General features: G+C 64.1%; 35 protein-coding genes. All 35 read right to left on the reverse strand.

All coding sequences use genetic code 11. From position 1 onward, the window contains the following. Positions 1–5: 5 nt before the first annotated feature. The 35 genes from AAFU51_08020 to ftsH all read right to left on the reverse strand — a co-directional run bounded on the left by AAFU51_08020 (position 6) and on the right by ftsH (position 24,728). Positions 6–995, reverse strand: coding sequence for a DNA-directed RNA polymerase subunit alpha (locus tag AAFU51_08020; protein MEO1571202.1), 990 nt, complete (start codon positions 993–995; stop codon positions 6–8). Positions 996–1,073: 78 nt separating this feature from the next. Continuing rightward, positions 1,074–1,676, reverse strand: a complete 603-nt coding sequence (gene rpsD / locus AAFU51_08025; GenBank protein ID MEO1571203.1) for a 30S ribosomal protein S4 — start codon at positions 1,674–1,676, stop codon at positions 1,074–1,076. Positions 1,677–1,870: 194 nt separating this feature from the next. Next, a complete protein-coding gene (gene rpsK / locus AAFU51_08030) occupies positions 1,871–2,275 on the reverse strand; it encodes a 30S ribosomal protein S11 (GenBank protein ID MEO1571204.1) in 405 nt (134 codons plus the stop codon). A 184-nt stretch (positions 2,276–2,459) separates the two neighbouring features. Next, the gene (rpsM, locus tag AAFU51_08035) at positions 2,460–2,840 is read right to left on the reverse strand and encodes a 30S ribosomal protein S13 (GenBank protein ID MEO1571205.1); all 381 of its coding nucleotides are present in this window, start codon (positions 2,838–2,840) and stop codon (positions 2,460–2,462) included. Between the two features lie 95 nt (positions 2,841–2,935). After that, positions 2,936–3,052, reverse strand: coding sequence for a 50S ribosomal protein L36 (gene rpmJ, locus AAFU51_08040; protein MEO1571206.1), 117 nt, complete (start codon positions 3,050–3,052; stop codon positions 2,936–2,938). 41 nt (positions 3,053–3,093) lie between these two features. Next, a complete protein-coding gene (map, locus tag AAFU51_08045; protein ID MEO1571207.1) occupies positions 3,094–3,933 on the reverse strand; it encodes a type I methionyl aminopeptidase in 840 nt (279 codons plus the stop codon). Positions 3,934–4,026: 93 nt separating this feature from the next. Beyond that, positions 4,027–5,340, reverse strand: coding sequence for a preprotein translocase subunit SecY (secY, locus tag AAFU51_08050; GenBank protein ID MEO1571208.1), 1,314 nt, complete (start codon positions 5,338–5,340; stop codon positions 4,027–4,029). A gap of 80 nt (positions 5,341–5,420) precedes the next feature. Next, positions 5,421–5,933 (reverse strand): 50S ribosomal protein L15, encoded by a 513-nt coding sequence (gene rplO / locus AAFU51_08055; GenBank protein MEO1571209.1) that lies wholly within the window; start codon positions 5,931–5,933, stop codon positions 5,421–5,423. A gap of 249 nt (positions 5,934–6,182) precedes the next feature. Continuing rightward, entirely contained in the window at positions 6,183–6,371 is a 189-nt protein-coding gene (gene rpmD, locus AAFU51_08060; GenBank protein MEO1571210.1) for a 50S ribosomal protein L30, read from the reverse strand. Between the two features lie 61 nt (positions 6,372–6,432). Further along, entirely contained in the window at positions 6,433–6,966 is a 534-nt protein-coding gene (gene rpsE, locus AAFU51_08065; protein ID MEO1571211.1) for a 30S ribosomal protein S5, read from the reverse strand. Positions 6,967–6,999: 33 nt separating this feature from the next. Then, entirely contained in the window at positions 7,000–7,359 is a 360-nt protein-coding gene (gene rplR, locus AAFU51_08070) for a 50S ribosomal protein L18 (GenBank protein ID MEO1571212.1), read from the reverse strand. 137 nt (positions 7,360–7,496) lie between these two features. Then, positions 7,497–8,051, reverse strand: a complete 555-nt coding sequence (rplF, locus tag AAFU51_08075) for a 50S ribosomal protein L6 (protein ID MEO1571213.1) — start codon at positions 8,049–8,051, stop codon at positions 7,497–7,499. A 63-nt stretch (positions 8,052–8,114) separates the two neighbouring features. Next, positions 8,115–8,516: a 30S ribosomal protein S8 gene (gene rpsH / locus AAFU51_08080; protein ID MEO1571214.1), complete on the reverse strand. Its 402-nt coding sequence runs from the start codon at positions 8,514–8,516 to the stop codon at positions 8,115–8,117. 138 nt (positions 8,517–8,654) lie between these two features. Beyond that, complete coding sequence (rpsN, locus tag AAFU51_08085) at positions 8,655–8,924, reverse strand: 30S ribosomal protein S14 (GenBank protein ID MEO1571215.1); 270 nt, start codon at positions 8,922–8,924, stop codon at positions 8,655–8,657. Between the two features lie 27 nt (positions 8,925–8,951). Then, positions 8,952–9,524 carry a 50S ribosomal protein L5 gene (rplE, locus tag AAFU51_08090; protein ID MEO1571216.1) on the reverse strand — a complete coding sequence of 191 codons (573 nt, stop codon included), beginning with the start codon at positions 9,522–9,524 and terminating at the stop codon, positions 8,952–8,954. A 161-nt stretch (positions 9,525–9,685) separates the two neighbouring features. Next, positions 9,686–10,072 carry a 50S ribosomal protein L24 gene (gene rplX, locus AAFU51_08095; GenBank protein ID MEO1571217.1) on the reverse strand — a complete coding sequence of 129 codons (387 nt, stop codon included), beginning with the start codon at positions 10,070–10,072 and terminating at the stop codon, positions 9,686–9,688. Positions 10,073–10,158: 86 nt separating this feature from the next. Further along, positions 10,159–10,527 (reverse strand): 50S ribosomal protein L14, encoded by a 369-nt coding sequence (gene rplN, locus AAFU51_08100; protein ID MEO1571218.1) that lies wholly within the window; start codon positions 10,525–10,527, stop codon positions 10,159–10,161. 90 nt (positions 10,528–10,617) lie between these two features. Continuing rightward, complete coding sequence (rpsQ, locus tag AAFU51_08105) at positions 10,618–11,061, reverse strand: 30S ribosomal protein S17 (GenBank protein ID MEO1571219.1); 444 nt, start codon at positions 11,059–11,061, stop codon at positions 10,618–10,620. Between the two features lie 72 nt (positions 11,062–11,133). After that, positions 11,134–11,322, reverse strand: coding sequence for a 50S ribosomal protein L29 (gene rpmC / locus AAFU51_08110; GenBank protein MEO1571220.1), 189 nt, complete (start codon positions 11,320–11,322; stop codon positions 11,134–11,136). Positions 11,323–11,379: 57 nt separating this feature from the next. After that, the gene (gene rplP, locus AAFU51_08115) at positions 11,380–11,811 is read right to left on the reverse strand and encodes a 50S ribosomal protein L16 (GenBank protein MEO1571221.1); all 432 of its coding nucleotides are present in this window, start codon (positions 11,809–11,811) and stop codon (positions 11,380–11,382) included. 88 nt (positions 11,812–11,899) lie between these two features. After that, positions 11,900–12,685 (reverse strand): 30S ribosomal protein S3, encoded by a 786-nt coding sequence (rpsC, locus tag AAFU51_08120; protein ID MEO1571222.1) that lies wholly within the window; start codon positions 12,683–12,685, stop codon positions 11,900–11,902. A gap of 12 nt (positions 12,686–12,697) precedes the next feature. Then, on the reverse strand, positions 12,698–13,060 hold the full coding sequence (gene rplV, locus AAFU51_08125; GenBank protein MEO1571223.1) for a 50S ribosomal protein L22: 363 nt from the start codon (positions 13,058–13,060) through the stop codon (positions 12,698–12,700). 104 nt (positions 13,061–13,164) lie between these two features. Further along, positions 13,165–13,449, reverse strand: a complete 285-nt coding sequence (rpsS, locus tag AAFU51_08130) for a 30S ribosomal protein S19 (protein ID MEO1571224.1) — start codon at positions 13,447–13,449, stop codon at positions 13,165–13,167. 86 nt (positions 13,450–13,535) lie between these two features. Then, positions 13,536–14,366, reverse strand: a complete 831-nt coding sequence (rplB, locus tag AAFU51_08135; GenBank protein ID MEO1571225.1) for a 50S ribosomal protein L2 — start codon at positions 14,364–14,366, stop codon at positions 13,536–13,538. 148 nt (positions 14,367–14,514) lie between these two features. Continuing rightward, positions 14,515–14,808: a 50S ribosomal protein L23 gene (rplW, locus tag AAFU51_08140; protein ID MEO1571226.1), complete on the reverse strand. Its 294-nt coding sequence runs from the start codon at positions 14,806–14,808 to the stop codon at positions 14,515–14,517. A gap of 28 nt (positions 14,809–14,836) precedes the next feature. After that, positions 14,837–15,490, reverse strand: a complete 654-nt coding sequence (rplD, locus tag AAFU51_08145; GenBank protein MEO1571227.1) for a 50S ribosomal protein L4 — start codon at positions 15,488–15,490, stop codon at positions 14,837–14,839. A gap of 42 nt (positions 15,491–15,532) precedes the next feature. Next, a complete protein-coding gene (rplC, locus tag AAFU51_08150; GenBank protein MEO1571228.1) occupies positions 15,533–16,171 on the reverse strand; it encodes a 50S ribosomal protein L3 in 639 nt (212 codons plus the stop codon). 35 nt (positions 16,172–16,206) lie between these two features. Beyond that, the gene (locus AAFU51_08155) at positions 16,207–16,743 is read right to left on the reverse strand and encodes a hypothetical protein (protein MEO1571229.1); all 537 of its coding nucleotides are present in this window, start codon (positions 16,741–16,743) and stop codon (positions 16,207–16,209) included. Between the two features lie 39 nt (positions 16,744–16,782). Then, entirely contained in the window at positions 16,783–17,091 is a 309-nt protein-coding gene (gene rpsJ / locus AAFU51_08160) for a 30S ribosomal protein S10 (GenBank protein ID MEO1571230.1), read from the reverse strand. 86 nt (positions 17,092–17,177) lie between these two features. Next, positions 17,178–18,365, reverse strand: a complete 1,188-nt coding sequence (gene tuf / locus AAFU51_08165) for an elongation factor Tu (GenBank protein MEO1571231.1) — start codon at positions 18,363–18,365, stop codon at positions 17,178–17,180. A gap of 102 nt (positions 18,366–18,467) precedes the next feature. Continuing rightward, positions 18,468–20,564: an elongation factor G gene (gene fusA, locus AAFU51_08170; protein ID MEO1571232.1), complete on the reverse strand. Its 2,097-nt coding sequence runs from the start codon at positions 20,562–20,564 to the stop codon at positions 18,468–18,470. A gap of 122 nt (positions 20,565–20,686) precedes the next feature. Then, the gene (gene rpsG / locus AAFU51_08175) at positions 20,687–21,154 is read right to left on the reverse strand and encodes a 30S ribosomal protein S7 (protein ID MEO1571233.1); all 468 of its coding nucleotides are present in this window, start codon (positions 21,152–21,154) and stop codon (positions 20,687–20,689) included. 79 nt (positions 21,155–21,233) lie between these two features. Further along, a complete protein-coding gene (gene rpsL / locus AAFU51_08180; GenBank protein MEO1571234.1) occupies positions 21,234–21,608 on the reverse strand; it encodes a 30S ribosomal protein S12 in 375 nt (124 codons plus the stop codon). Positions 21,609–21,914: 306 nt separating this feature from the next. Further along, on the reverse strand, positions 21,915–22,538 hold the full coding sequence (locus AAFU51_08185; protein MEO1571235.1) for a hypothetical protein: 624 nt from the start codon (positions 22,536–22,538) through the stop codon (positions 21,915–21,917). Between the two features lie 96 nt (positions 22,539–22,634). Next, positions 22,635–24,728: an ATP-dependent zinc metalloprotease FtsH gene (gene ftsH, locus AAFU51_08190; GenBank protein MEO1571236.1), complete on the reverse strand. Its 2,094-nt coding sequence runs from the start codon at positions 24,726–24,728 to the stop codon at positions 22,635–22,637. Between the last annotated feature and the right edge of the window lie 133 nt (positions 24,729–24,861).

The raw sequence follows: 24,861 nt of genomic DNA on the forward strand, positions 1-24,861 counted from the left end.
AGCCGCTAGGCTGCCTCGGGTTCGAGATACTTGTTGACGTCCATGCCGAAGCGGAGGCCGCGCTCCTCAAGCACCTGCACGAGTTCCATCAGGCTCTTGCGCCCGAAGTTGCGGAACTTGAGCATCTCGCTCTCTTCGCGGCGCACGAGGTCGCCGATGGACTTGATCTGGGCCGCCTTGAGGCAGTTCTGCGCGCGTACGGAGAGCTCGAGGTCGTCAACCGACTGGTTGAGCATCGTGCGGATGCGCTGCACCTCGGCGTCGACTTCGGTCTCCTGCTTGGTCGGCTCCGGCTCCTGCTCGACCTGGACGAAGAGTCCGATGTGGTCGCGGAGGATGGCGGCGGCGCTGGTCAGGGCGTCCTCGGGCGTGATCGAGCCGTCGGTTTCGATCTCGACGGTGAGCCGCTCGTAGTCGATCCGCTGGCCGACGCGCGTGGGCGTGACGTTGTAGCGGACGTTGCGGATGGGCGTGAAGATCGAGTCGATGGCGATGACGCCGATGGGGTCGTCCGCGCGCTTGTTGTCGTCGGAGGCGACGTAGCCGTGGCCCTGGCCGAGGCGCAGGTCCACGAGTAGGCTGGCCTCGTCGCCCAGCGTGGCGATGTGATGCTCGGGGTTAAGGATTTCGAACTCGGCGGTGGCGTCGGCGACGTCCTGGCCGGACCAGGTGCCGGGGCCCTTGAGCTCGAACGAGATGACGCCTTCCTCGTCCTCCTCGTCCTGCGCCTTGAAGCGGAGGCCTTTGAGGTTGAGGATGATGTCAGCGACGTCCTCGGTCACGCCGGGGATGGTCGAGAACTCGTGCTGGACGCCGTCGATCTTGAGGGCCGTGATGGCGGTGCCACGCAGCGAGGAGAGCAGCACGCGCCGGAAGGCGTTGCCGATCGTGACGCCGAAGCCGCGCTCGAGCGGCTGCACGACGAAGCGGCCGAAGGTGGCGGTCATCTCCTCGACCTGGACGCCCTCGGGCATCTGGAGCAGGGGGTTGCTCATCGGTGGTTGCGGGTGCTTGTGGGGCAGGATGGCGAGGGACCCGCCCGCGCTCGGGACGAGGGCGGGCGGTGGGCAGTGCTACTTCGAGTACAGCTCAACGATGAGCTGCTCGCGGATTTGCTCCGGGATGTCCTCGCGCTGCGGGTAGTCGAGGAACTTGCCGGTGAGGCGGTCGCGGTCGACTTCGAGGTGCGGGAAGTTGCGGCGATTGCGCGCTACAGCGTCCTGTATCACTTCGAGGTTCTTGCTCTTGGGCCGGACCTCCACGATGTCGCCCGCGCGCAGCTGGTGGCTCGGGATGTTCGACACACGGTCGTTGACCATCACGTGCCCGTGGTTGACGAGCTGCCGGGCCTGTCGGCGTGTCCGCGCGAAGCCGAGGCGGAAGACCACGTTGTCGAGGCGCGCCTCCAGGAACTGGAGCAGGTTCTCGCCAGTGATGCCTTTCTTGCGGGACGCCTTCTCAAAGAGGTTGCGGAATTGACGCTCTAGGAGGCCATAGGTGTACTTCGCCTTCTGCTTTTCTTTGAGCTGGACGGAGTACTCGCTCTCCTTGCGGCGACGGCTCTGGCCGTGCTGTCCGGGGGGATAGGGCTTGCGCTCAAGCGCTTTGGAGGGGCCGAAGATCGGTTCCCGGAAACGCCGGGCGAGCTTCTGCTTTGGTCCGCGATATCGGGCCATGATGTGTTCTCAGTTGTCGTGGGTTGGGACAATGTGCGGTCCGCCCCCGCCGAAGCGTTTCCTAAGGAAGGGCTCGACGGAGCGGGCGCAACCGGGCTTATTCCGATTGAGGGTGTCTGATCTTCGATGTTCGACCTGCTGAGCAGCTGCTTTGAGCATCCACTCACAAGTTGAACAACTCCGATCGCAAACCCTCAGACGCGGCGACGCTTCGGAGGCCGGCAGCCGTTGTGAGGGATAGGGGTGACGTCGCGGATCGTAAGGATCTCCAGGCCCGCGGCGCTGAGGGCACGCACGGCGCCTTCGCGACCCGAGCCGGGTCCCTTGATGTAGACGTCGACGCGACGGAGGCCGAGGTCGTAGGCTTCCTTCGCGGCTTCGCCGGCAGCTACCTGCGCGGCGTAGGGCGTGTTTTTGCGCGAGCCTTTGAAGCCCTGCTTGCCCGACGAGCCCCACGAGATGGTATTCCCGTAGGAGTCGGTGATCGTGATGATGACGTTGTTGAACGTCGCCTTGACGTAGGCCGCGCCGTTGGACTCGACCTGGATCTTCTTGCGTTGCGTGCGGCGGCCCTTGCCGCCCTTCTGCTGCTTCGCCATGATTCGGAGTTTGTGTGTAGGGAGCCGGGCTCAGTGTCAGCGACCCGGCTCGTCTCGGTGAGGTGTTTATGCCGGGGTCGCCGCGCCCAGGGTGTGCTCGCGCCGGTAGCGAAAGCGTCTGGTCTGCGACGGGCCCAAGCCGAGCGACTGCACGCCCAACCATAGAGGCCGGGCGCAACGGGCGCTACTTACGGGGTGCCTTCTTCTTGCCCGCGACGGTCTTCTTGCGGCCCTTGCGGGTGCGCGCGTTGGTCTTCGTGCGCTGGCCGCGAACCGGCAGTCCGCGACGGTGGCGCAGACCGCGGTAGCAGCCGATGTCCATTAGCCGCTTGATGTTGAGTTGGATCTCGGTGCGGAGGTTCCCCTCCACGACGTAGTTGTCCTCGATGAGGCGGCGGACGCGGCGTGTCTCCTCATCGGTCCAGTCCTCCGCCTTGGAGGTGGGATCGAGTTCGGCACGCTCCAGGATCTCGATGGCGCGGCTGCGCCCGATCCCATAGATGTCCGTCAGCGCGAACTCCGCGCGCTTGTTGTTCGGTACGTCGACTCCTGCGATACGTGGCATAGGTGCTGGTCGATTTTTGATTTTTGATTTTTGATTTTTGAGATGCCTGACGAATCCGTCAATCGCAAATCAAAAATCTCCTATCGCAAATCCGCTTACCCCTGGCGCTGCTTGTGCTTGGGGTTCTTCTTGTTGATGATGTAGATGCGGCCCTTGCGGCGGACGATCTTGTCGTCGGCAGAGCGCTTCTTGACGCTGGCGCGGACTTTCATAGCTCTTGCTGGCTGTGTGATGGACTAGGAAGCGATTGGAATCAGGACGTGACAGCCGCGAGCGGCGTGGGCTCCGCGACGAAGGCCCCCCTTGCGCGAAGGGCGGCCTCGATGGATTCAAAGCTGGATAGGATTTCAGCGCGACCGCGACGGACAGCGACCATGTGCTCGTAGTGCGCGGCCGGCAGTCCGTCGGCAGTGCGGACAGTCCACCCGTCGGGGTCGACCTCCACGTCGGCGGTGCCGCGGTTGATCATCGGCTCAATGCAAATCGTCATGCAGGGCTTGAGTTTCTTGCCCTTGCCCTGGCGACCGTAGTTGGCGACCTGCGGGTCTTCGTGGAGACGTCGGCCGATGCCGTGCCCAACGAGGTCACGCACAACGCCATAGCCGCGGTCTTCGCAGTATGTCTGCACCGCATGACCGATGTCGCCCAGGCGCTTTCCGGCATAGGCGTTGGAAATGCCTGCATAGAGCGATTGTTTCGTGACAGCTAGGAGCCGCTGGTCCTCCTCCGAGATTTCGCCAACGGCAAACGTGTAGGCGTAGTCACCAAAGTAGCCGTCGAGTTCCACGCCGCAATCGACCGAGACGATGTCCCCCTCGGCGAGGATGGTACCGTTGGGGATGCCGTGCACGACGATGTCGTTGCGCGAGATGCAGAGCGACGCGGGAAACGGCTGGAGGCCGCCACCGCCGCCGTAGCCCTTGAACGCAGGGCGCGCGCCCTTCGAGCGGATAAGCGCCTCAGCGGCCTCATCTAGCTTGTGCGTCTCCACCCCCGGCTCCACCATCTGCGCGACGGTAGTCAGCACCTCGCCCACGAGCTCCGCCGACCGGCGAAGCCCCGCGATGTCGCGCTCGTTCTTGAGGTGGATCATGGGAGTGTTGCGGTATAGGAGTGTTGCAGTTTTGCGGTGGGCTTGAAGCAGTCACCGCCTCACTGCCGCACCGAAAAAGCGGCCGGACACACTTTAGCCTCGGCGTCCGCGCACGCGGCCGGACTTCATGAAGCCGTCGTAGTGGCGCATCAGGAGGTGGCTCTCCACCTGCTGGAGCGTGTCGAGTGCCACGCCGACCATAATGAGAAGGCTCGTGCCGCCGAAGAAGCTCGCGAAGCCGGGCAGGATGCCGAACTGGAACGCAACCGCCGGGAGGATGGCCACGACCCCGATGAAGAGCGAGCCCGGCAGCGTGATCCGCGTGAGGATGTTGTCGATGAACTCGTTGGTCTGCTTGCCCGGCCGGATGCCCGGAATGAAGCCGCCCTGGCGCTTCATCGTGTCCGCCATTTCCTGCGGGTTCACCGCGATAGCGGTGTAGAAGTAGGTAAAGAAGACGCAGAGGACGAAGAAGATCAGCGAGTACCAGAACCCGAAGATGTCCGCCGTCGCGCCGCCGATGCTCTGCCAGAACGTGCTGTCCGGGAAGAACGAGGCGATCGTCGCTGGGATGAACATGATCGACTGCGCGAAGATGATCGGCATGACGCCCGCCGCGTTGACGCGGAGCGGGAGGTACTGCGTCGCGCCGCCATAGACCTTGCGGCCGACCACGCGCTTGGCGTACTGCACTGGGATGCGGCGCGTGCCCTGCGTGACGTAGACAATGCCCATCGTGACGAGGAAGAGCGCCCCGATCTCGATCAGGAAGATGAAGACGTTCGAGGTCTCGCGCTGGAACTCGTTCAGCATCGCCGTCGGCAGGAACGTGATGATGCTCACGGTGATGAGGAGCGAGATACCGTTGCCGATGCCCTTCTCGGTGATGCGCTCGCCGAGCCACATCACGAACACGGTACCGGCTGTCAGGATGATGACCGCCGAGACCATAAAGGCCGTGTCACTCACCACGATGGCATCGCCAAACTGCACGCGCAAGTTGATGGCGTAGCCGATGGCCTGGAGCGCTGTGATGCCGACCGTCGCGTAGCGTGTCCACTGCGTGATCTTGCGGCGTCCGTCCTCGCCCTCGCGCTGCAACTTCTGGACGGTCGGGCTGACCGCGCCCAAGAGCTGGAAGATGATCGACGCCGTGATGTACGGCATGATGCCGAGCGCGAAGATGCCTGCCTGGCTGAACGCGCCCCCGACAAACATGTCGAACAACCCGAGCAGCCCGCCAAAGCCTTCGCCGACGAGGTCTTCGAGTTGGCCCGCGTCCACACCAGGCAGCGTGATGTACGCGCCGACACGGTAGACGAGGAGCAGCCCGAGCGTGAACAGGATGCGCTGACGCAGCTCGACGATGCGCCAGATATTCTGGAGGCTTTCCGTGAAGGAGGCCATGGGGATTGGGGAGCTTCGCGGAGCCGCCTAGCCGCGCGTGTCGCGGGGGCTAGACCGTCGTCTCCGCACGGGTGGAGAGCTTAGGCGTCGGCAGGGGCGTCGGCGCCCGAGGGGACGTCGTCGGAGGAAGCGTCGCCGTCGACGGTGGTGGCAGAGCCGCCCGCAGCCTCGATCTTCCGGATGGCCGACTTCGAGAAGGCGTGGGCCGTCACGTTGAGCTTGGCCGAGAAGTCGCCGTCGCCAAGGATTTTGAAGCGGCCGTTCTTGCCGCCGATGCCGAGCGCGCGGAGCGTGTCGGGCGTCACCGTCGCACCGTCTTCGAGCACGCCGTCTTCGACGAGACGACCGAGGCGGCTGAGGTTGACCGGATCGTAGGCAACGCGGAAGCGGTTCTTGAAGCCGAACTTCGGCAGGCGACGCTGGAGCGGCATCTGACCGCCTTCGAACCACGCGGGGAGCTTGCCACCGGAGCGGCTCTTCTGGCCCTTGTGACCCTTGGTAGAGGTGCCACCGTAGCCGCTGCCCTGGCCGCGGCCGATGCGCTTCTTCGAGTGCGTGCTGCCTTTTGCAGGCGTGAGCTTGCTGAGGTCCATGATTTATAGTTGGCTAAGGGCGCCTACCGGGCCGTCGGACGAACGGCGTGGCGGACTCGCAAAGAGTCAGAACATAGAAACGCAGCCGCCAGGGTCCTAGCCGCCGCGCCGGGCTTTACGCCCTATTCGCAAGGATGCGTATGGACTCTGTTTTCCATTTTAGTCATGCTGAACTTGATTCAGCATCTCAACAAGCTGTGGGAGACCCTGAAACGAGTTCAGGATGACAGCGGTGGGAAATCCAGAGTGCTACGCCGCGTCCACCGGCTCGACCGCGATGAGGTGCTTTACCTTCGCGATCATGCCCTGGATCTGCGGCGTGTCGTTTTGCTCGACCGACTTGCCGATGCGGCCCAGCCCGAGCGCCTCAATGGTGCGCTTCTGGACCTGCGAACGCCGGATCGTGCTGCGGGTCTGCGTGATTTTCAGTTTCGACATCGAACTAGGGTATGTGGAAGCTGGAACTAGCCGCTCCTGGCTTCCCACTTCAAACTTCGGCTTAGCCTTCGTAGACGCGCTTGAGCGAGATGCCGCGGCGCTTGGCCGTCTCGGCGGGGTCTTCGAGTTGACCGAGCGCGTCTACCGCCGCCGCAACGACGTTGTGTGGGTTGGACGAGCCCTGGCTCTTCGAGAGCACGTTCTTGACGCCCGCGCATTCGAGTACGGCGCGCACGCCGCCGCCCGCGATCACGCCCGTACCCTCGCTCGCCGGCTTGAGGAGCACCACGCCTGCGTCATTGCGACCACGCACGGCGTGCGGGATCGTGCCGTTCTTCGTGATCGGCACCCGGATCATGCTCTTCTTGGCGACCTCGGTGCCCTTCGCGATGGCGTCCGCCACCTCGTTGGCTTTGCCAAGACCGTGGCCGACGGCACCGTTGCCGTCACCGACGACGACGATGGCGTTGAACGACAGGCGACGCCCGCCCTTCACGGTCTTCGAGACGCGGTTGACCTCGACCAGCCGCTCGATGTAATTGGATTGTTCAGAGGCTTTGGCTCGACGCCCGCGCCCGCGATCATTCTTGGCCATGGTGGTATCTGGTTGTCTTGGGTGGGTGCGTCGTTAGAACTGGAGGCCGCCTTCGCGCGCGCCATCGGCGAGCGCTTTCACGCGCCCGTGGTAGCGGTAGCCACCGCGGTCGAAGACGCAGGTCGTGATGCCGGCGTCCTTCGCGCGCTCCGCGAGGAGCTTGCCGACGGCCTTGCCGACCTCGCTGGCGTTCTGCTCAGCATCGATGCCCCCGTCGGTGCTGCCCGCCGCGGCGAGCGTGCGACCCGCGAGGTCGTCGATGAGCTGGGCGTACATGTGCTTGTTCGAGCGGAAGACGCTCAGGCGGGGGCGCTCTGCCGTACCGCTGATCTTGCTACGAATGCGCCGGCGAATGCGAGCGCGCTGCGTAACCTTGCGTGCAGTCTTTGCCATGGTCTGGTTGCGTTGTGGGCCGACGATTCCGACCGTCCGGCCACGCGTGGGGAGTGTTGCGGTGTTTCAGTGTTGCGGTGTCGCAGTGGACGAGTACGGACACCGCCGCACTGCTCAACTGCCCCATCGCTTCACCACTAGCGGGCGGCGGTCTTACCGGCCTTGCGGCGGACGTACTCGCCCTTGTAGCGGATGCCCTTGCCCTTGTAGGGCTCCGGCGGACGGAGGGCGCGCAGCTTGGCTGCGACCTGGCCGACGAGTTGCTTGTCGATGCCGCTGATCTTGACGCTCGGGTTCTTGCCGCGCACCGTCTCCGCCTCGATGTTGATGCCGTCGGGCGGGAGGAAGTAGATCGGGTGCGAGAAGCCGAGGGCGAGTTCGAGAACGCCGTTCTGCACCGCCGCGCGATAGCCGACGCCGATGAGTTCGAGCTCCTTCGAGTAGCCTTCGGTGACGCCCTGGATGTTGTTGGCCAGGAGTGAGCGATAGAGACCGTGGAGCGCGCGGTGGCGCTTCTGTTCGGTCGGGCGAGTGACGACGAGTTCGCCGTCCTGCTGCTCTACCGCCAGGTCCGGGTCTACCTGGAGCGCCAGCTCGCCCTTCGGCCCTTTGACCGAGACGATGTTGCCGCTGGAGATCGTCACGCTGACCTTGTCAGTGAGCGGGATCGGCTGTTTTCCGATTCGGGACATGGGTTCGAGATCCTGCGTCCCGCAGCGCGCCGAGGCGACAAGCTGCGTGGACCGGTGACTGGTTTAGCTGACGTAGGCGAGAACTTCGCCGCCGATGCCGGCGCGACGGGCTTCTTTGTCCGACATCACGCCCTGGCTCGTGGACAGGATGGCGATGCCGAGGCCGTTCTTGACGCGCGGAAGGCGGTTGGCGCCGACATACTTGCGAAGACCGGGCGTCGAGACGCGCTCCAGGCGCTCAATCACGGGGGAGCCGCCGCGCTGGTACTTCAGGTAGACGCGGAGAAGGCCCTGCTTCCCATCGTCGATGTTGAGGTAGTTCTTGATGTACCCCTTATCCATAAGAATCTGCGTGATCGCTCGCTTGAGCTTTGACGCGGGGATGTCCGTGTGGGGGTGACGGGCCTTCTGGGCGTTGCGGATGCGGGTGAGGTAGTCCGCGACGGGATCAGTGATCGCGCTCATGGAAAGTGGGTTCTTCGACCAGTTTGTGCGGCCCCGCAGTGCAGTAGGAGGCACGCCACTTAATCGCTAGAGAAACGCCGACCGGGTCGGCTGACCGATGCGCTCGGCGGGCGGAGCCTGGAGGCTCAGGGGTCGGGCCTACCAGCTCGACTTGCGGATGCCGGGGATCTTGCCCTGGAGCGCGAGCTCGCGGAACATGACGCGGCTGATGCCAAACTTGCGCATGTAACCGCGCGGACGGCCCGTGAGGGCGCAGCGGTTGTGCAGACGCACCGGGCTGGCATTCTTGGGGAGCTTCTGGAGGCCCTCCCAATCGCCCTCGGCCTTCATGCGGCGACGCCTCGCGGCGTATTTCGCGACGAGACGTTCGCGCTTTTTCTGGCGGGCGATGACGGCAGTACGTGCCATGATTCAGTCAAAATCTGGAGGTTGGAGTTAGGCGAGTTCCTCTTCGCCGCGGCGGACGAACGGCATCCCGAGTTCCTTGAGCAGCCAGTAGGCCTCCTCGTCGGTCTCGGCGGTGGTGACGAACGTCACGTCCATCCCGCTCACGCGGTCCACCTTATCGATGTCGATCTCGGGGAAGATGATCTGCTCCTTGACGCCGAGCGTGTAGTTGCCCCGGCCGTCAAACGAGCGGTCGGGGACACCGCGGAAGTCACGGACGCGAGGGAGCGCTAGCGTCACGAAGCGGTCGAGGAACTCCCACATCTTGGCGTCGCGCAGCGTCACAGACGCGCCAATCGGCATGCCGTCGCGGATCTTGAAGTTCGAGACGCTCTTGCGAGCGCGGCGCGTGACCGGCTGCTGCCCAGTGATCTTGCGCAACTCCTCGATGGTATCGGTGAGGACCTTCTTGTTTGTTGCGGCCTCACCAACGCCCTTGTTGACGCTGATCTTGACGAGGCGCGGGACCTGCATGACGTTGTCGTAGCCGAAGCGCTCGGTGAGCGCAGGCATCACCTCCTCGCGGTACTTCGTCTTCAGGCGGGGGATGTAGTCTTCCATCGGAATGGGTTCGTTCTGGCTGCGCGCCGGGCGTTGTCGTGCTGAGCTTGGTGCAGTCGGGGCAGCCGAGGAGAAACGGAGGCGGGTGGAGGATGTTCTGCGCGCCCTGGGCTTTGTCCACACTTCAAACGCGAAGGCGGGCTGGAGGCGCAGCGTCGGACTTAGCTGTCGAGCTCTTCGCCGGTGGTCTTGGCGTAGCGGACCCAGCGGCCCTTGCCCGTCTCAGGATCTTCGATGCGCTTGCGCCCGACGCGGGTCGCGTTGCCGTCGGAGTCCACGGGGAGCACGTTGGAGACATGGATCGGCGCTTCGCGCTCGATGCGGCCGCCGTTCGGGTAGGTCTGGTTGGGCTTCGTGTGGCGGATGCGCACGTTGACGCCCTCCACGATCACCTGCTCCTTCTCGGGCATTACGGCGAGCACGCGGCTCTGGTAGCCCTTGGCGCGGTCGCGACCGAGCGACTTTGCGGAGGTGATCGCCTTCGTCAGCACGACCCGATCGCCCTTCTTGATGTGGAGCTTCTTCTGCTTGTTCTTGGTACGAGGCATAATAGGATTGGCGATTTTTGATTTATGATTTTCGATTTATGGGTGCGTATTGACCCAATCGTCAATCGAAAATCTCAAATCGTCAATTAGAGGACTTCGGGGGCGAGGGAGACGATGCGCATGAACTCCTTCTCGCGGAGCTCGCGGGCGACGGGCCCGAAGATGCGGGTGCCGCGGGGCTCGTCGGCGTCGTTGAGGAGCACGGCGGCGTTCTCGTCGAAGCGGATGTACGAGCCGTCCTTGCGACGGTATTCCTTCTTCGTGCGAACGACCACGGCGCGGGACACCTGCCCCTTCTTCACGTTGCCGCCGGGAATGGCCGACTTCACGGTCACGACGATCTTGTCGCCCACGCGGGCGTAGCGGCGACCTGAGCCGCCGAGGACGCGGATGCAGAGGACTTCTTTTGCCCCCGAGTTGTCCGCGACGTTGAGTCGAGATTCTTGCTGGATCATGACTAGACGAGTTAAAGGGTGAGTGTTGAACGTTGAAGGGTGAGCCGCTCAGCGCATGAGCGTTCCACCTTACACCTTCAACCCGTTGGCTTAGCGGCGGCGTTCGAGAACTTCGACGAGCATCCAACGCTTCGTCTTCGACATGGGGCGCGTCTCGCGGATGCGGACGGTGTCGCCTTCGCCGGCGTTGTTCGTCGCGTCGTGCGCCTTCAGCTTGGTCGTCTTCTTGATGATCTTGCCGTAGATCGGGTGCTTGACCTGGCGCTGCACGGCGACGGTGATGGTCTTGTCCATCTTGTCGGAGACGACAAGGCCGATACGCTCCTTGCGCGCGTTGCGGCTCTTGGGCGCGTCCTCTTTCGTCTCGTCAGCAGCCGGGGCCATGACCGGCGCGGGGGCGACCGGCGCGGGGGCCGGTGCTTCAGCGGCAACAGGGGCGTCGTCCTCGACCGCCGTGTTCGGCGTCTCGGTGGCGTCGACTACCGGCTCAGCGGCCGTGCCTGCTTCGGGAGCAGTAGTGTCTTTCGGTTCCATGGGTTGTCAGCGGTTTGCTTCGCTTGGTGAGCCGACACCTCACCAACTACGGGTTGTCGGAAGGGAAGACGCTCAGGCGCTCTTCTCCTTGAGGATGGTCTTGAGGCGAGCGACCTCACGGCGCTTGCGGCGCAGCGTGAGCGGATCGTCGAGGGGCGTGATGGTGTGCCGGAACGTGAGGTCCCGGATGGCCTGCTGCTCCTCGGTGATGCGCTGCTGGATTTCAGCAGCAGACAGCTCGCGGATGTCTTTGGGCTTCATAGGTCTAGTCAGTGACGGTGGACGCGCTTGAGCGAGGGGGCGCGGGTGAGCGCTCGCTTAGGCGTTCTTCTCGGCCTCGTAGGCGGGGCGCACGACGATCTTGCACTTGATCGGCAGCTTCTGGATCGCCAGGCGCATGGCCTCGCGACCGGTCTCTTCGTCGATGCCGCCGATCTCGAACAGGATGCGGCCGGGCTTCACGACGGCCACCCAGTACTCGGGCGAGCCCTTGCCCTTACCCATGCGGGTCTCGGCAGGCTTCTTCGTGATCGGCTTGTCGGGGAAGATGCGGATCCACACCTTGCCGACACGCTTCATGCGGCGCGTCATCGAGATACGGGCGGCCTCGATCTGGCGGCTCGTGATCCAGCCCGCTTCGAGGGCCTTGATGCCGAAGTCGCCGAAGTCGACGCGGGTGCCGCGCTGGGCGTTGCCCTTCATGCGGCCCTTCTGCATCTTGCGGTACTTCGTCCGCTTAGGCATTAACATGGCAATTCTCGTCGGTTGGGCAGCGGCGCGGAAGACAGGGCCGCTGCGAGTGAGCTAAAGGCTGTTCAGTGCTGGGGGGCGGCTGCGCTTAGGAGCGGTTGCCGCCACGGCCGCCGCGACCACGGCCACCGTCGCGTCCGCCGCGGCCTCCATCGCGACCGCCACGACCACCACGGTCACGACGACGATCCGGCGGGGCTGGCTGCGACTGCGCGCGCTGCTGCTGCACGTTCGGGCTAAGGTCGGGCTTGCCGAGGATCTCGCCCCGGTAGATCCAGACCTTGACACCGCAGGTGCCGTAGATCGTGTAGGCCGTGCCCTCCGCGTAGTCAATGTCAGCGCGGATGGTGTGGAGCGGCACGCGGCCTTCGAGATACTGCTCGACGCGGCCCATCTCCGCACCGCCGAGGCGGCCTGCGAGCTTGATGCGGATGCCCTCGGCACCCATGCGCATTGCCGCGCCCATCGCCTGCTTCATCGCGCGGCGGTAGGAGATGCGGCCTTCGAGCTGCTGCGCGATGTTGTCCGCGACCAGCTGGGCGTCAAGCTCCGGACGCTTGATCTCGCTGATGTTAATCTGGATGTCCTTGTCGGTGAGCTTGCGCAGTTCCTGGCGCAGCTTCTCGACTTCGGCACCGCCGCGGCCGATCACGACGCCCGGACGACTCGTGTGGAGCGTCAGGATGACGCGCTTCGGCGTGCGCTCGATAACGATGCGCGCTAGGCCAGCACGCTTGAGGCGCGCCTGGAGGTAGCGACGAATCTCCTCGTCTTCGACAATCTTGTCGCGGTAAGAACCGTCTTCGTACCAGTTGGACTCCCAGCCGCGGATCACGCCGAGACGGAAGCCGGTGGGGTGGATTTTCTGACCCATGATATTCGGCGTTTATGCTTCTTCGAGTTCGTCTTCGGGGAGCGCCACGACGACCGTGAGGTGGCTGGAGCGCTTCAGGATCGGGTGTGCACGACCGCGCGATACCGGCTGGAACCGCTTGAGCATCGGCCCCTCGTCGACGTAGATCTCGCTCACGATGAGCGCCTCCTCGTCGATCCGCTCGTCGCGGTTCTGGTCGAGCAGGTTGGCGACCGCCGACTGGATGGTGCGCTCGATGAAGGCGGTGGCCTTCTGCGGCATGAAGTGCAGCGTGTTGAGCGATTCCTGCACGTTTTGGCCCCGGACGACGTCCGCGACGATCCGCATCTTGCGCGGGCTGATCCGGATGTGCTTGGCTTTGGCTGTGGCTTGCATAGGATTGGTGCTTCAGTTTTTCAGGCTTTCAGTGCTTCAGTTTCTCAGGATGCGCAATCGAGGCATCACTGAACTACTGAACCACTGCTCACTGAGTCACTGGTCTATCGGCGGCGCTTGTCTTTCTTGTCGGCGGCGTGTCCGCGGTAGGTGCGGGTCGGCGAGAACTCGCCGAGCTTGTGGCCGATCATGTTCTCGGTCACGTAGACCGGGATGAACTGCTTGCCGTTGTGCACGGCGATGGTGAGGCCGATCATGTCCGGCGTGATCATCGAGGCGCGGCTCCAGGTCTTGATGACCTTCTTTTTGCCGCCGCCCTCGTTCATCGCGTCGACCTTGCGGGCGAGCTTGTAGTGGACAAAGGGGCCTTTACGTAGGGAACGAGCCATGGGATTGTCGATTGGGGATTTTTGATTTGAGATTTAAGGCAGGCTCTGCTACCAATCGAAAATCATCGATCCAACATCAAAAAGGTCTACCGGCGCTTGCCGCGCTTACGGACGATGAGCTTGTTGGACGCCTTCTTCTTCGAGCGCGTCTTGTAGCCCTTCGCCGGCACGCCGGTCGGGCTCTTCGGGTGACCACCGGAGGCCTTGCCTTCACCACCACCCATCGGGTGGTCGATCGGGTTCATGGCCACACCGCGCGTCTTCGGACGGACGCCGAGCCAGCGCTTGCGACCGGCTTTGCCGATCTCGATGTTCATGTGGTCCGGGTTCGATGCGACGCCAACGGTGGCCATGCAGTCGACCGGCACCATGCGGACTTCGCCCGACGGCATCTTGAGCGTGGCGTACTTGCCTTCGCGCGCCGTGAGCTGCGCCGACGTGCCCGCCGAGCGAGCAAGCTGAGCACCACGGCCCGGCTTCATCTCGATGGCGTGGACCGTCGTACCGAGCGGCAGATTCTTGAGCGGGAGGCAGTTGCCGAGTTCCGGCGGGGCGTCCGGCCCGTTCATCACCGTCATGCCGACCTGGATCTTGTCGGGCGCGATGATGTAGCGCTTTTCACCGTCGGCGTAGACCAGCAGCGCGATGCGCGCCGAGCGGTTCGGGTCGTACTCGACCGACGCGACCTTGGCGGGGATGCCCATCTTGTCGCGCTTGAAGTCGATGATGCGGTAGCGGCGCTTGTGGCCGCCGCCCTGGTGCCGGGTCGTGATGCGCCCGTTGTTGTTGCGTCCGCCCTTCTTCTTGAGGGGCGCGAGCAGGCTCTTCTCCGGCTTCGACTTGGTGATCTCGTCGAAGGCGGCGACGCTGCGCTGACGCTGGCCGGGGGTATTCGGCTTGAGCTTGCGAATCGCCATGGGTTCAGTGGTTGAGGCTTACCTGCCCGGCGTCGGTCGCCCGGGCTTTGCGCCTAGTTGCGTGTGTTTCTGTGTTGCGGTGCAGCGGTGTCGCAGTGGGAGGCAATCACCGCCACACCGCTTGACCGGAGCGCTGCCGCACTCATCATCAGATGTTTTCGAAGAAGTCGATCTCGCCGCTCTTGAGCGTCACGATGGCCTTCTTGTAGGAGGCTTCGCGGCCCTGAACGAGGCCACGGCGGGTGTACTGCCGCTTGCGCTTGCCGCGCACGATCATCGTGCGGACCGACGCGATGTCGACGTCGGGATAGCGTTCCTCGACGGCCTTACGGATTTCGATCTTGTTAGCGTCGCTCTTGACCTCGAAGGCGTAGTGGCCCTCCTCCATGAGGCGGGTTAGCTTCTCGGTGATGAGCGGGCGGATGAGGATGTCGTTCGCCATGATGGTTCAGTCGGTCTGGCCGCGCGCCTTAGGCAGCTTCGGCGTGCTTCTTGGTCGGGGTGAGCGCGGCGGTGAGCCCTTCGACAGCGCCTTCCTGAATCAGGACGACCTGCGCGTTCATCACGTCGAGCGTGGACGCCTCGGTAGCGGGCTTAACGTCAAACTTGGGCAGGTTGCGGCCAGCGCGGTAGAGCGTCTGGTCAGACTCCTTCGTGAGGAGTAGCACCTTCCGGCCGGCCACGTCGAGCGCGGCGGTGAAAGCGGCTATCTCTTTCGTCTTGGGCACGTCGAGCGTGAAGTCCTCGACGATGCGGAGCGCTTCGTCCTGGAGCTTGTATGCGAAGGCCGAGCGGCGCGCACGCTGCTTCGTCTTGCGGTTCACGCCGACGGAGTACTTGTGCGGACGGGGCCCGAAGATGGTGCCACCGCCGCGACGCGTCGGGCTCTTGGCGTCGCCAGCACGGGCGTTGCCGGTGCCTTTCTGGCGGTAGAGCTTGCGGGTCGACTTGGCGACTTCGCTGCGTTCTTTGGTCTTGTGGGTGCCCTGGCGGCCTGCCGCCTGGATCGAGCGGACGTCGAGCCAGATGACGTGGTCGTTCGGCTCGACCTCGTAGATCTCAGCGTCCAGCTCGACCTCGCGGCCGGTCTCAGCACCGGATCGGGAGTAAACGGGGAGTTTCATGGGAGCAATGGTTGGATAACGGCTAGCCCGTAGGCTCTGGCGTTATCGCTGGACTTTGTGGATTTCTACGATGCCGTTCTTGTGGCCGGGAACCGCACCCTTGACGAGCAGCAGGTTCTTGTCGGCCATCACACGGATCACGCGAAGGTTCTTGACCGTGACGCGGTCGCCGCCGGTGCGGCCGTGCATCTTGATGCCCTTGAAGACCTTCGCCGGGTCCGACGCCTGGCCGATGGAGCCGGGCGCGCGCTGGCGGTTGTGCTGGCCGTGCGTCTGGTCGTTGACCCCGCTGAAGCCGTGGCGCTTCACGACGCCCTGGAAGCCTTTGCCCTTCGAGGTGCCGACCACGTTGACCGTGTCGCCTTCTTCGAAGATCGCGTCGACCGTGACCGCGTCGCCGAGGCCGTACTCGCCCGCGCCTGAGTGGTCGCGGAATTCCACGACGCGGCGCGGGTAGTCGTCCAGGCCGGCTTTCTCGAAGTGGCCCTGGAGCGCCTTCGTCGTGCGCTTGGCCTTCTTGGTGCCGAAGCCGAGCTGGACGGCGCTGTAGCCGTCCGTCTCAAGCGTGCGGATCTGGGTCACGACGTTCGGACCGAGTTCGATGACGGTGCAAATCTGGTTGTTGCCCGCGTCATCGAAGACGCTCGTCATGCCGAGCTTTTTGCCGATGAGGCCGCTCATTGTAATCCTCAGATTAAGTTAAGCGTGAACAGGAATTAAGAGCCGCGTTGCAGCGATATCGATGCGCCGCGGATAGTGCCGTCAGGCAGGGGGTTGTCGAAGTCGGCGAGCCCGATGAGCGCCTCGACCAAGTCGGGGTCTTCGACACTTAGTTCAAGGCGGTTGTCGCCGTTGAAGTCGTAGTTACCATCGCCGCCAACATCGCCTTGGCTGGTCGACAGGAGCGTGAGCGTGATCTGCCCAGTGCTCTCGTTGATGGCGTAGGTACCAGACACCGTGAAGTCGGTGAGCGGGAACTCGACACCGCCGATTTCGAACGTGCTCCCATCCTCGACGTCGAGGTCGAAGGTGAAGGGGCCGTTCTCGGTGAATGTCGCCGTCAGCGTGCCACCGTTGTCGTCTACATCGTAGACAGGCACAGTGACCGGCACCCCGAGCACCCGCGTCTCCACATTCAGGCTCGTGCCCGTCCAGACTCCGACGAAGAGGTCGGTGTCGGACATCGTCGTCTCTTCCGAGTCGCAGGCGACCAGGACGAGCGCGAACATGAGCAGGAAGGAGAGGCGAAGCATAGGAGAGCACGTTGCCGCAAGCGAGGCGCGGCGGTTTGATCAGACCTTGATCTCGACGTCGACGCCGCTAGGGAGTTCGAGCTTCATCAGCGCATCCACGGTCTTCGACGAGGTCGAGAGGATGTCGATGAGACGCTTGTGCGAGCGGTGCTCGAACTGGTCACGGCTCTTCTTGTCGACGTGCGGGCCGCGGAGCACCGTGTAGATCGCTTTCTCGGTCGGGAGCGGGATCGGGCCGCTCACCACCGCGCCGGTGGACTTCACCGTCTTGATGATCTTCTCGGCGCTCTTGTCGACCAGCGTGTGGTCGTACGACTTGAGCTTGATTCGGATTTTCTGGCTAGCCATGTGGCTGTCTCAGGATTGGGTCCGCCGAGCGGACATGACAAAGGGGCGGTGAGTTGGGCCACCGCCCCTTCGCGTGTTCAGTTGTCTTAGTCGAGGATTTTGGCGACGACGCCCGCACCCACCGTCCGGCCACCCTCGCGGATCGCAAACCGCAACCCCTCCTCCATCGCCACCGGCTGGATCAGCTTCACCCGGAACTGCGTGTTGTCCCCCGGCATCACCATCTCTACCCCCTCGTTCAGCTCGATATCACCCGTGACATCCGTCGTGCGGAAGTAGAACTGCGGACGGTACCCCTTGAAGAACGGCGTGTGGCGCCCCCCCTCCTCTTTGCTCAAGACGTACACCTCGCACTCGAACTCCCGGTGCGGCTTGATGCTTCCAGGCTTGCACACCACCATCCCGCGCTGCACCTCGTCCTTCTTCGTGCCGCGCAGCAGGATCCCGGCGTTGTCGCCCGCCTGCACCTGGTCCAGCAGCTTCCGAAACATCTCGATCCCCGTCACGGTGGTCGTCAGCTTCTCCTCCTGCATGCCCACGATCTCGACCGTCTCGCCGACCTTCAAGACGCCGCGCTCGGCACGGCCCGTCACCACCGTCCCGCGGCCTGTGATCGAGAACACGTCCTCCACCGGCATCAGGAACGGCTTGTCCTCGTCGCGCTCCGGCGTCGGGATGTAGTCGTCCACCGACGCCATGAGCTCGTTCACCGTCGCCACCCATTGGTCTTCGCCGTTGAGCGCGCCGAGCGCCGACCCGCGGATCACCGGGATGTCGTCGCCCGGGAACTCGTACTGGCTCAAGAGCTCACGGACTTCCATCTCGACGAGCTCCAGGAGCTCCTCGTCGTCGACGAGGTCGGCCTTGTTCAGGAACACGACCAGCGACGGCACGCCGACCTGGCGGGCCAAGAGGATGTGCTCGCGCGTCTGCGGCATCGGGCCGTCGGTGGCGGCGACCACGAGGATGGCGCCGTCCATCTGGGCCGCGCCCGTGACCATGTTCTTGACGTAGTCGGCGTGGCCGGGGCAGTCGACGTGGGCGTAGTGGCGGTTGTCGGTCTCGTACTCGACGTGGGCCGTGGCGATGGTGATGCCGCGCTCGCGCTCCTCGGGGGCGTTGTCGATGTCCTCGAAGTTCATCGCGGTGCCGCCCTGGGCCTCGGCGAGGACCTTGGTGATGGCGGCGGTGAGGGTGGTCTTGCCGTGGTCGACGTGGCCGATGGTGCCGACGTTGACGTGGGGCTTGGTGCGCTGGAACGTTTCCTTAGCCATAACTGGAGTTGGTTTCGCCCCGAATGGGGAGCGTCTGCGTTAGCGGAAGTGGACGCTCCCGCGCCCGGGGTGGTTGTTCAGGTTGGTGTTTCGCGGTGCCGCTTAAGCGACCATCGCGGATTTGGAGGCGACGATCTCTTCAGCGATCGACTTCGGCGTCTCCTCGTAGTGGTCGAACTGCATCGAGTAGAGCGCGCGGCCCTGGGTGATCGAGCGGAGGTCGGTCGAGTAGCCGAACATCTCACTCAGCGGGACCATCGCCTTGATGACCTGCGCGTCGTTGCGCTGGCCCATCGACTCGATGCGGCCACGGCGGGAGTTGAGGTCGCCGATCACATCGCCCATGTACTCTTCGGGCGTAATCACCTCGACGTCCATGTAGGGCTCCATGATGACCGGCTTCGCACGGCGAGCGGCTTCGCGGAAGGCCATGCGGCCCGCGATCTCAAACGACATCTGGTCGGAGTCCACGTTGTGGTACTTCCCGTCGTAGAGACGTGCCTTGATGCCTTCGATCGGGTAGCCCGCGAGCGGGCCCTGGTCGAGGGCGCTGGCGATGCCCTTTTCGACGGAAGGAATGAACTCGCGCGGGATGTTGCCGCCCTTGATCTCGTCGATGAACTCGAAGCCGACGCCGTCGTCGGTCGGGATGAACTCGACCTCGATGTGCGCGAACTGGCCGCGACCGCCGGACTGCTTCTTGTGCGTGTACTTGTGGTCCACCGACGAGGTGATCGCCTCGCGGTAGGCTACTTGCGGCTTGCCGACGTTGGCCTCGACCTTGAACTCGCGCTTGAGGCGGTCTACGATGATCTCGAGGTGGAGCTCGCCCATCCCTGCGATGAGGGTCTGGCCAGTCTCCTCGTCCGAGGACACCTTGAAGGTCGGGTCCTCCTCGGCAAGCTTCTGAAGACCGAGACCGAGCTTGTCGATGTCGGCCTTGGTCTTCGGCTCGATGGCAATGCGGATGACCGGCTCAGGGAAGTCCATCGACTCCAGCACGACGAGGTCGTTGGGGTCGCAGAGCGTGTCGCCGGTCTTGGTGTTCTTGAGGCCCACGATGGCGCAGATGTCGCCTGCCTTGACCTGGCTCACATCCTCACGCGTGTTGGCGTGCATGAACATGAGGCGGCCAGCGCGCTCCTTCTTCTCGGAGGTCGCGTTGACGAGCGAGTCGCCCTTGTTGAGCGTACCCGAGTAGACCCGCGCGAAGGTCAGACGGCCGACGTAGGGGTCGGTCGCGATCTTGAACGCGATGGCGGCCAGCGGGCCGTCGGGGTCGGGGAGACGCGTGACCTCCTCCTCGCTGCGCGGGCGGTTGCCCGTAAGCGGCGGCACGTCGAGCGGGCTCGGGAGGTAGTCGATGACACCGTCGAGCAGGCGCTGCACGCCCTTGTTCTTGAAGGCGGAGCCGCAGAAGACCGGTGTAATGTCGATCGACAGCGTGGCCTCACGAACGACGCGCTTGATGTCCTCGGGGGCGATCACCTCGCCTTCGAGGTACTGCATCAGCAGGTCGTCGTCGTGCTCGGCAACGGCCTCCAGGAGGTTGATGCGCCACTTGCGGGCGACTGTCTTGAGGTCTTCCGGCACGTCAATCTCGTCCCAGGTCGCGCCCTGCGTCGAGTCGTCCCAGACGATGGCCTTGTTCTCGATGAGGTCGATGACGCCACGGAACATGTCGCCTTCGCCGATCGGGATCTGGACCGGGACGGCGTTCGCGCTCAGGCGGTCGTTCATCATCTCGACCGCGTTCGCGAAGTCCGCGCCCGTACGGTCCATCTTGTTGACGAACGCGATGCGCGGCACATCATACTTGTTCATCTGCCGCCACACCGTCTCCGACTGCGGCTCGACGCCACCCACGGAACAGAACAGCGCAATCGCGCCGTCGAGCACGCGGAGCGAACGCTCCACCTCCACGGTGAAGTCGACGTGCCCGGGCGTGTCGATGATGTTGATGCGGTGATCCTTCCACTCAGCGGTGGTCGCGGCCGACGTGATCGTGATGCCGCGCTCCTTTTCCTGCTCCATCCAGTCCATCGTGGCGCCGCCCTCGTGGACTTCGCCGATGCGGTGGGTGCGCCCGGTGTAGTAGAGGATGCGCTCGGTGGTCGTCGTCTTGCCCGCGTCGATGTGGGCCGAGATGCCGATGTTGCGCGTCCGCTCTAGCGAGAATGATTTGCCGGTGAGGCTCATGACAGTGTCGTGGTTGGGTGCGGCGGGAGGGCTGCGGTTAGCAGACCTCGTATGCTGAGACCCGGGGTTCGTTCGGGGTCGAACGGGTAAGAAATCGCGAAGGGCTTGAGCCCAGATCAGGCCTAGAAGCGGAAGTGCGAGAACGCCTTGTTGGCCTCGGCCATGCGGTGTGTGTCGTCCTTCTTTTTGACCGCGTTGCCTTCGCCGCGGCTGGCCGCGAGGATCTCGGCGGCGAGGCGGTTGGTCATGCTCTTGTCGCCGCGGGCGCGGGCGAACTGGATGAGCCAGCGGAAGGCGAGCGACGTGCGGCGCTCGGGGCGCACCTCGATCGGCACCTGGTAGGTCGCGCCACCGACGCGGCGGCTGCGGACCTCCACGAGCGGAGCGATGTTGTTGATCGCCTTGCGGAAGATCTCCACGCCCGGCTCGCCGGTGCGCTCCTCGACGGTGTCAAACGCGCCGTAGACGATTTTCTGGGCAAGGCTCCGCTTGCCGTCACGCATGATGGCGGAGATGAACTTGGCGACGGTCACGTCCCCGTAGATCGGATCGGGGACTGGAATCCGCTTTTCGGCTTGCTTTCTACGCATAGGAGTTGGCTATTGGCTTCCGGCTGTACACCATCGGTGGCCTTCCCTGAGAACCGATGGTCGCGAGCTGAGAGCGGAACTACTTCTTCGGCTTCTTGGCACCGTACTTCGAGCGGCTCTGCTTACGGTCGGCAACGCCGGCCGTGTCGAGCGCGCCACGCACGATGTGGTACTTCACGCCGGGGAGGTCTTTCACACGACCGCCGCGCACGAGCACGATGGAGTGCTCCTGGAGGTTGTGGCCTTCGCCGGGGATGTAGGCGATCACCTCGATACCGTTCGTGAGGCGAACCTTCGCCACCTTGCGGAGGGCCGAGTTCGGCTTCTTGGGGGTCGTCGTGTAGACGCGGGTGCAGACGCCGCGCCGCTGCGGGTTGCCCTGGAGGGCCCGCGCGGTCTTCTTCGCCTTCTTTGGGGTGCGGCCCTTACGGACCAGCTGCTGAATCGTAGGCACGCCGTGCGAGAGGTCAGTTTCTTGGGGGTGCTCCGGGCGAATTCCAGGAGCGAAAGCGGTCGTCTCGCGAGCAAACTTTGACGCTGAGACAGGAAAGAAAGGTACAGAGCTTGCGATGCGCTGCCAACCAGGATGGTGTGCATAAACCACGAAGGGGGGCTTTCGGCCTGTATCAGCCCCTTTCATCCATCAACTAGTGATATTCTGGTCTATATCAATTATCACAGCCCTGCATATTTACTCCGCAAACGAGCCGCCCCACCCTCGGTTCGGGTGAAGCGGCTCTGGCGCCAGACATCAGTGCGCTCAGATGCCGAACAAGACCATGCGTCCGTCCGACTCGAAGCCCTCCGTTTCAGGGAACGGGTCGGGATCACTGCATTCGCACGTCCATGGATCGCAAATTTCCATGCACCCCGCACACGAGCAGTCATCGTCGTCCTCAGGAGGATCGTCGGCAGGCGGGTCACCCTTCGGCGGATCGTCGGCGGGCGGGTCGTCCGTGCCGCTCAGCGGCATCAAAAAGCCGTGTGTGGTCCCCCTGCTCCGCACCAGGAACTCACGCAGGTACTCCGGTGCCGGGACGAGACCCTCGCCGACGAAAGGAAACTCTCCTCCCTCGGCGGTAATGAGCCGGTCGGCGAGGCTGTAGCGACTCAGCCCTGGCGTGCTGCGAGGAGCGGTAAAGAACACGGCCTCGAGATCACGGGTCCACTCAGCGCGAGCACCACGCTCTACTGGCGTGATCGTGACGCGGGCTCGACGCAGCGCACCCGACCTGGATAGATACTCCACGCGAACCGTGTGGGTACTCTTAACGATCGTGACCGAGGCAGTTGGCTCTGAGGACAACTCGGCCGTGGAAGGGGCCGAGGCGAACGCAGTGAGGGTGCACAGGAGCACCCCACCGAAGAGGAAGCGAGCGAGCATGACAGAAGGGAGGTTGGTAGTACGGATTCAGCGCCTCGCGGAGCGACGCCCTTATCTCCGTACGCGCACCTCCCTTCTGGTGCAGGTCACCCGTGCCTATGCATTCGGCTCGGCCTGGTCGGGCTCCACCTGATCCGGCTCTACAACCGCACCGTCGCCGCCGCTGACCGCGTCGAGATCATCATTCGACTTGTTGACCGGCTGCTGCTCGGCATCGACGGCCTGGTCGTAGATCGGGCGCTTGTAGGGCCGCTCGCCGAGCACCTCCTTGAGGTCGTTCTCGTTGAGCACCTCCTTCTCCAAGAGCGCCTGAGCCAGTGCCTCGAATTCCTCGTTGCGCTCGCGAAGCAGCCGGTGCGCCCGCTCGTGTACGCCGTCGACGACGCGCTTCACCTCGGCGTCGATCAGTTCGGCGGTCTTGTCTGAGTAGGGCTTGTAGAACGATGCCTGCTGCTCGCGGCCCGGATCGAAGTTGACGTGACCAACCTTGTCGCTCATTCCAAGCTGGACGATCATGCCGTAGGCGGTCCTGGTGATGCGCTGAAGGTCGTTGGAGGCCCCGGACGAGAGGTGCCCAAACTTGATCTCCTCGGCAACGCGGCCGCCGATGGCCATAGTCATTTGGTCGAGGAACGCCTCTTTCGTCGTGATGTAGCGCTCGTCCGGCAACGACTGTGCGAAGCCGAGTGCGGCCAGTCCGCGGGGTACGATCGACACCTTGATGACGGGGTCGGTGTGTTCCAAGAACCAGCCCGTGACGGCGTGACCCGCCTCGTGGTAGGCCACGATCCTCTTCTCTTCTGGCGAGATCAGCTTGTTCTTCTTTTCCAACCCGCCGATCACGCGGTCGATGGCGCGCTCGAAGTCCTTCATCTCGATCGCGTCCTTGTCGCCGCGTGCCGCAAGGAGGGCGGCCTCGTTGCACACGTTGGCGATCTCCGCTCCGGCGAAGCCCGGCGTCATGTTGGCGAGCATCTCCATGTCCACCTGGTCACCGAGCTTCAGGTTGCGGGTGTGGACGCGGAAGATGGCCGCGCGCTGGATGCGGTCGGGGCGATCCACCATGATCTGGCGGTCGAAGCGACCGGGGCGGAGGAGCGCTGAGTCGAGCACGTCGGGGCGGTTGGTCGCCGCGACGATGATCACGCCCTTGTCGGTGTTGAAGCCGTCCATCTCCACAAGCAGCTGGTTGAGCGTGTTCTCGCGCTCGTCGTTGCCACCGATCATCATGCCCTTGCCACGGCTGCGGCCGATGGCGTCGATCTCGTCGATGAAGATGATGCAGGGGGCCTTCTCTTTCGCCTGCTTGAAGAGGTCGCGCACGCGCGCTGCGCCGACGCCGACGAACATCTCGACGAAGTCGGAGCCGGAGAGGCTGAAGAACGGCACGCCTGCCTCGCCGGCGACGGCCTTGGCGAGGAGCGTCTTGCCGGTGCCCGGAGGCCCGACGAGCAGCACGCCCTTGGGCAGCTTGCCGCCGAGCTTGGTGAACCGCTTCGGGTTCTTGAGGAAGTCGACCACCTCCGCGACCTCGTCCTTGGCTTCGTCCAGCCCAGCGACGTCTTTGAAGGTGAGCTTCTCCTCACCCAGTTCGTCGAAGAGCATGGCCTTCGACTTGCCGATGTTGAGCACCTGCTGGCCCGGCCCCCCCATGCGGCGGAGCAGGAAGATCCAGAGGAAGACGAGCAGTGCGAGCGGGAAGACCCAGCTTAGGAGCCCGGCAAACCAGTTGTCCTCGTAGCGTGCGCCAAACTCGACGGCGGTATCGCCGGCCTCGCGCGCCTCGGCGTTGTAGGCCGTCAGGAACTCCGTCAGGTCGTGGTCCTGCGGCTTGATCGAGCGGAACTGGCGGCGGGCCTCGTCGGGCGGCGTGGTGTTGAAGAGGCTGCGCCCCGGCTCAGACGCCTCAACGCGCCCCTGCTCGACGGCTTCGGTGGTGTAGAGCCCCTGGACCCGCACGTTGTCGACGATCTCGACTTCCTCGACGTAGCCCTGCTCAACCTGGTCGAGAAAGGCGGAGTACTCGACCTCGCTGCCGCCCGCGCCGCCTGCAAAGTAGGCCTGCACCAGGAGGAGAGCGAGGAGGATGGCGACGTAGAACACCCAGAGCGAGAAGCGCGGCTGCTTCTCCTTTTTGGGCTTCTCGGAGCCGTTTCGGGGGTTGAGCGAGTCGCCTTCGTTCTGCGACATAGAGTAGGCTAGACCAAGCGGCGGAGGGGTGCCGTCGTTCGTGAGCGGTGTCAGCGGGCGCGTGCCCGCGCGGCCCATCGAGGGCAGGAGCCCCTGAAAACAGACAGAAGGGCGACGCGCTACGCCGCCCATG

The organism is Bacteroidota bacterium (assembly GCA_039821555.1).
In the GTDB taxonomy this organism is placed as follows: domain Bacteria; phylum Bacteroidota; class Rhodothermia; order Rhodothermales; family Rubricoccaceae; genus JBCBEX01.

Bases quoted from the DNA above. Each gene is read 5' to 3' on its own strand.
- rpmD (MEO1571210.1), bottom strand. From the start codon at position 6,371: ATGTCGAAACTGAAAATCACGCAGACCCGCAGCACGATCCGGCGTTCG.
- rpmC (MEO1571220.1), bottom strand. From the start codon at position 11,322: ATGAAGCCCAAAGACATCCGCGAGCTGTCTGCTGCTGAAATCCAGCAG.
- AAFU51_08185 (MEO1571235.1), bottom strand. From the start codon at position 22,538: ATGCTCGCTCGCTTCCTCTTCGGTGGGGTGCTCCTGTGCACCCTCACT.
- rplR (MEO1571212.1), bottom strand. From the start codon at position 7,359: ATGGCAAAGACTGCACGCAAGGTTACGCAGCGCGCTCGCATTCGCCGG.
- secY (MEO1571208.1), bottom strand. From the start codon at position 5,340: ATGGCCTCCTTCACGGAAAGCCTCCAGAATATCTGGCGCATCGTCGAG.
- rplW (MEO1571226.1), bottom strand. From the start codon at position 14,808: ATGGCGAACGACATCCTCATCCGCCCGCTCATCACCGAGAAGCTAACC.
- rpmJ (MEO1571206.1), bottom strand. From the start codon at position 3,052: ATGAAAGTCCGCGCCAGCGTCAAGAAGCGCTCTGCCGACGACAAGATC.
- rplC (MEO1571228.1), bottom strand. From the start codon at position 16,171: ATGAGCGGCCTCATCGGCAAAAAGCTCGGCATGACGAGCGTCTTCGAT.
- rplV (MEO1571223.1), bottom strand. From the start codon at position 13,060: ATGCAAGCCACAGCCAAAGCCAAGCACATCCGGATCAGCCCGCGCAAG.
- rplP (MEO1571221.1), bottom strand. From the start codon at position 11,811: ATGTTAATGCCTAAGCGGACGAAGTACCGCAAGATGCAGAAGGGCCGC.
- AAFU51_08020 (MEO1571202.1), bottom strand. From the start codon at position 995: ATGAGCAACCCCCTGCTCCAGATGCCCGAGGGCGTCCAGGTCGAGGAG.
- rpsS (MEO1571224.1), bottom strand. From the start codon at position 13,449: ATGGCTCGTTCCCTACGTAAAGGCCCCTTTGTCCACTACAAGCTCGCC.
- map (MEO1571207.1), bottom strand. From the start codon at position 3,933: ATGATCCACCTCAAGAACGAGCGCGACATCGCGGGGCTTCGCCGGTCG.
- rplF (MEO1571213.1), bottom strand. From the start codon at position 8,051: ATGTCCCGAATCGGAAAACAGCCGATCCCGCTCACTGACAAGGTCAGC.
- rpsK (MEO1571204.1), bottom strand. From the start codon at position 2,275: ATGGCGAAGCAGCAGAAGGGCGGCAAGGGCCGCCGCACGCAACGCAAG.
- fusA (MEO1571232.1), bottom strand. From the start codon at position 20,564: ATGAGCCTCACCGGCAAATCATTCTCGCTAGAGCGGACGCGCAACATC.
- rpsJ (MEO1571230.1), bottom strand. From the start codon at position 17,091: ATGGCTAGCCAGAAAATCCGAATCAAGCTCAAGTCGTACGACCACACG.
- rplE (MEO1571216.1), bottom strand. From the start codon at position 9,524: ATGGAAGACTACATCCCCCGCCTGAAGACGAAGTACCGCGAGGAGGTG.
- rpsG (MEO1571233.1), bottom strand. From the start codon at position 21,154: ATGCGTAGAAAGCAAGCCGAAAAGCGGATTCCAGTCCCCGATCCGATC.
- rplD (MEO1571227.1), bottom strand. From the start codon at position 15,490: ATGAAACTCCCCGTTTACTCCCGATCCGGTGCTGAGACCGGCCGCGAG.
- tuf (MEO1571231.1), bottom strand. From the start codon at position 18,365: ATGGCTAAGGAAACGTTCCAGCGCACCAAGCCCCACGTCAACGTCGGC.
- rpsN (MEO1571215.1), bottom strand. From the start codon at position 8,924: ATGGCACGTACTGCCGTCATCGCCCGCCAGAAAAAGCGCGAACGTCTC.
- rpsE (MEO1571211.1), bottom strand. From the start codon at position 6,966: ATGGCCAAGAATGATCGCGGGCGCGGGCGTCGAGCCAAAGCCTCTGAA.
- ftsH (MEO1571236.1), bottom strand. From the start codon at position 24,728: ATGTCGCAGAACGAAGGCGACTCGCTCAACCCCCGAAACGGCTCCGAG.
- rplB (MEO1571225.1), bottom strand. From the start codon at position 14,366: ATGGCGATTCGCAAGCTCAAGCCGAATACCCCCGGCCAGCGTCAGCGC.
- rpsD (MEO1571203.1), bottom strand. From the start codon at position 1,676: ATGGCCCGATATCGCGGACCAAAGCAGAAGCTCGCCCGGCGTTTCCGG.
- rpsH (MEO1571214.1), bottom strand. From the start codon at position 8,516: ATGAGCGCGATCACTGATCCCGTCGCGGACTACCTCACCCGCATCCGC.
- rpsM (MEO1571205.1), bottom strand. From the start codon at position 2,840: ATGCCACGTATCGCAGGAGTCGACGTACCGAACAACAAGCGCGCGGAG.
- AAFU51_08155 (MEO1571229.1), bottom strand. From the start codon at position 16,743: ATGCTTCGCCTCTCCTTCCTGCTCATGTTCGCGCTCGTCCTGGTCGCC.
- rplX (MEO1571217.1), bottom strand. From the start codon at position 10,072: ATGCCTCGTACCAAGAACAAGCAGAAGAAGCTCCACATCAAGAAGGGC.
- rpsC (MEO1571222.1), bottom strand. From the start codon at position 12,685: ATGGGTCAGAAAATCCACCCCACCGGCTTCCGTCTCGGCGTGATCCGC.
- rplO (MEO1571209.1), bottom strand. From the start codon at position 5,933: ATGGACCTCAGCAAGCTCACGCCTGCAAAAGGCAGCACGCACTCGAAG.
- rpsQ (MEO1571219.1), bottom strand. From the start codon at position 11,061: ATGGAACCGAAAGACACTACTGCTCCCGAAGCAGGCACGGCCGCTGAG.
- rplN (MEO1571218.1), bottom strand. From the start codon at position 10,527: ATGATCCAGCAAGAATCTCGACTCAACGTCGCGGACAACTCGGGGGCA.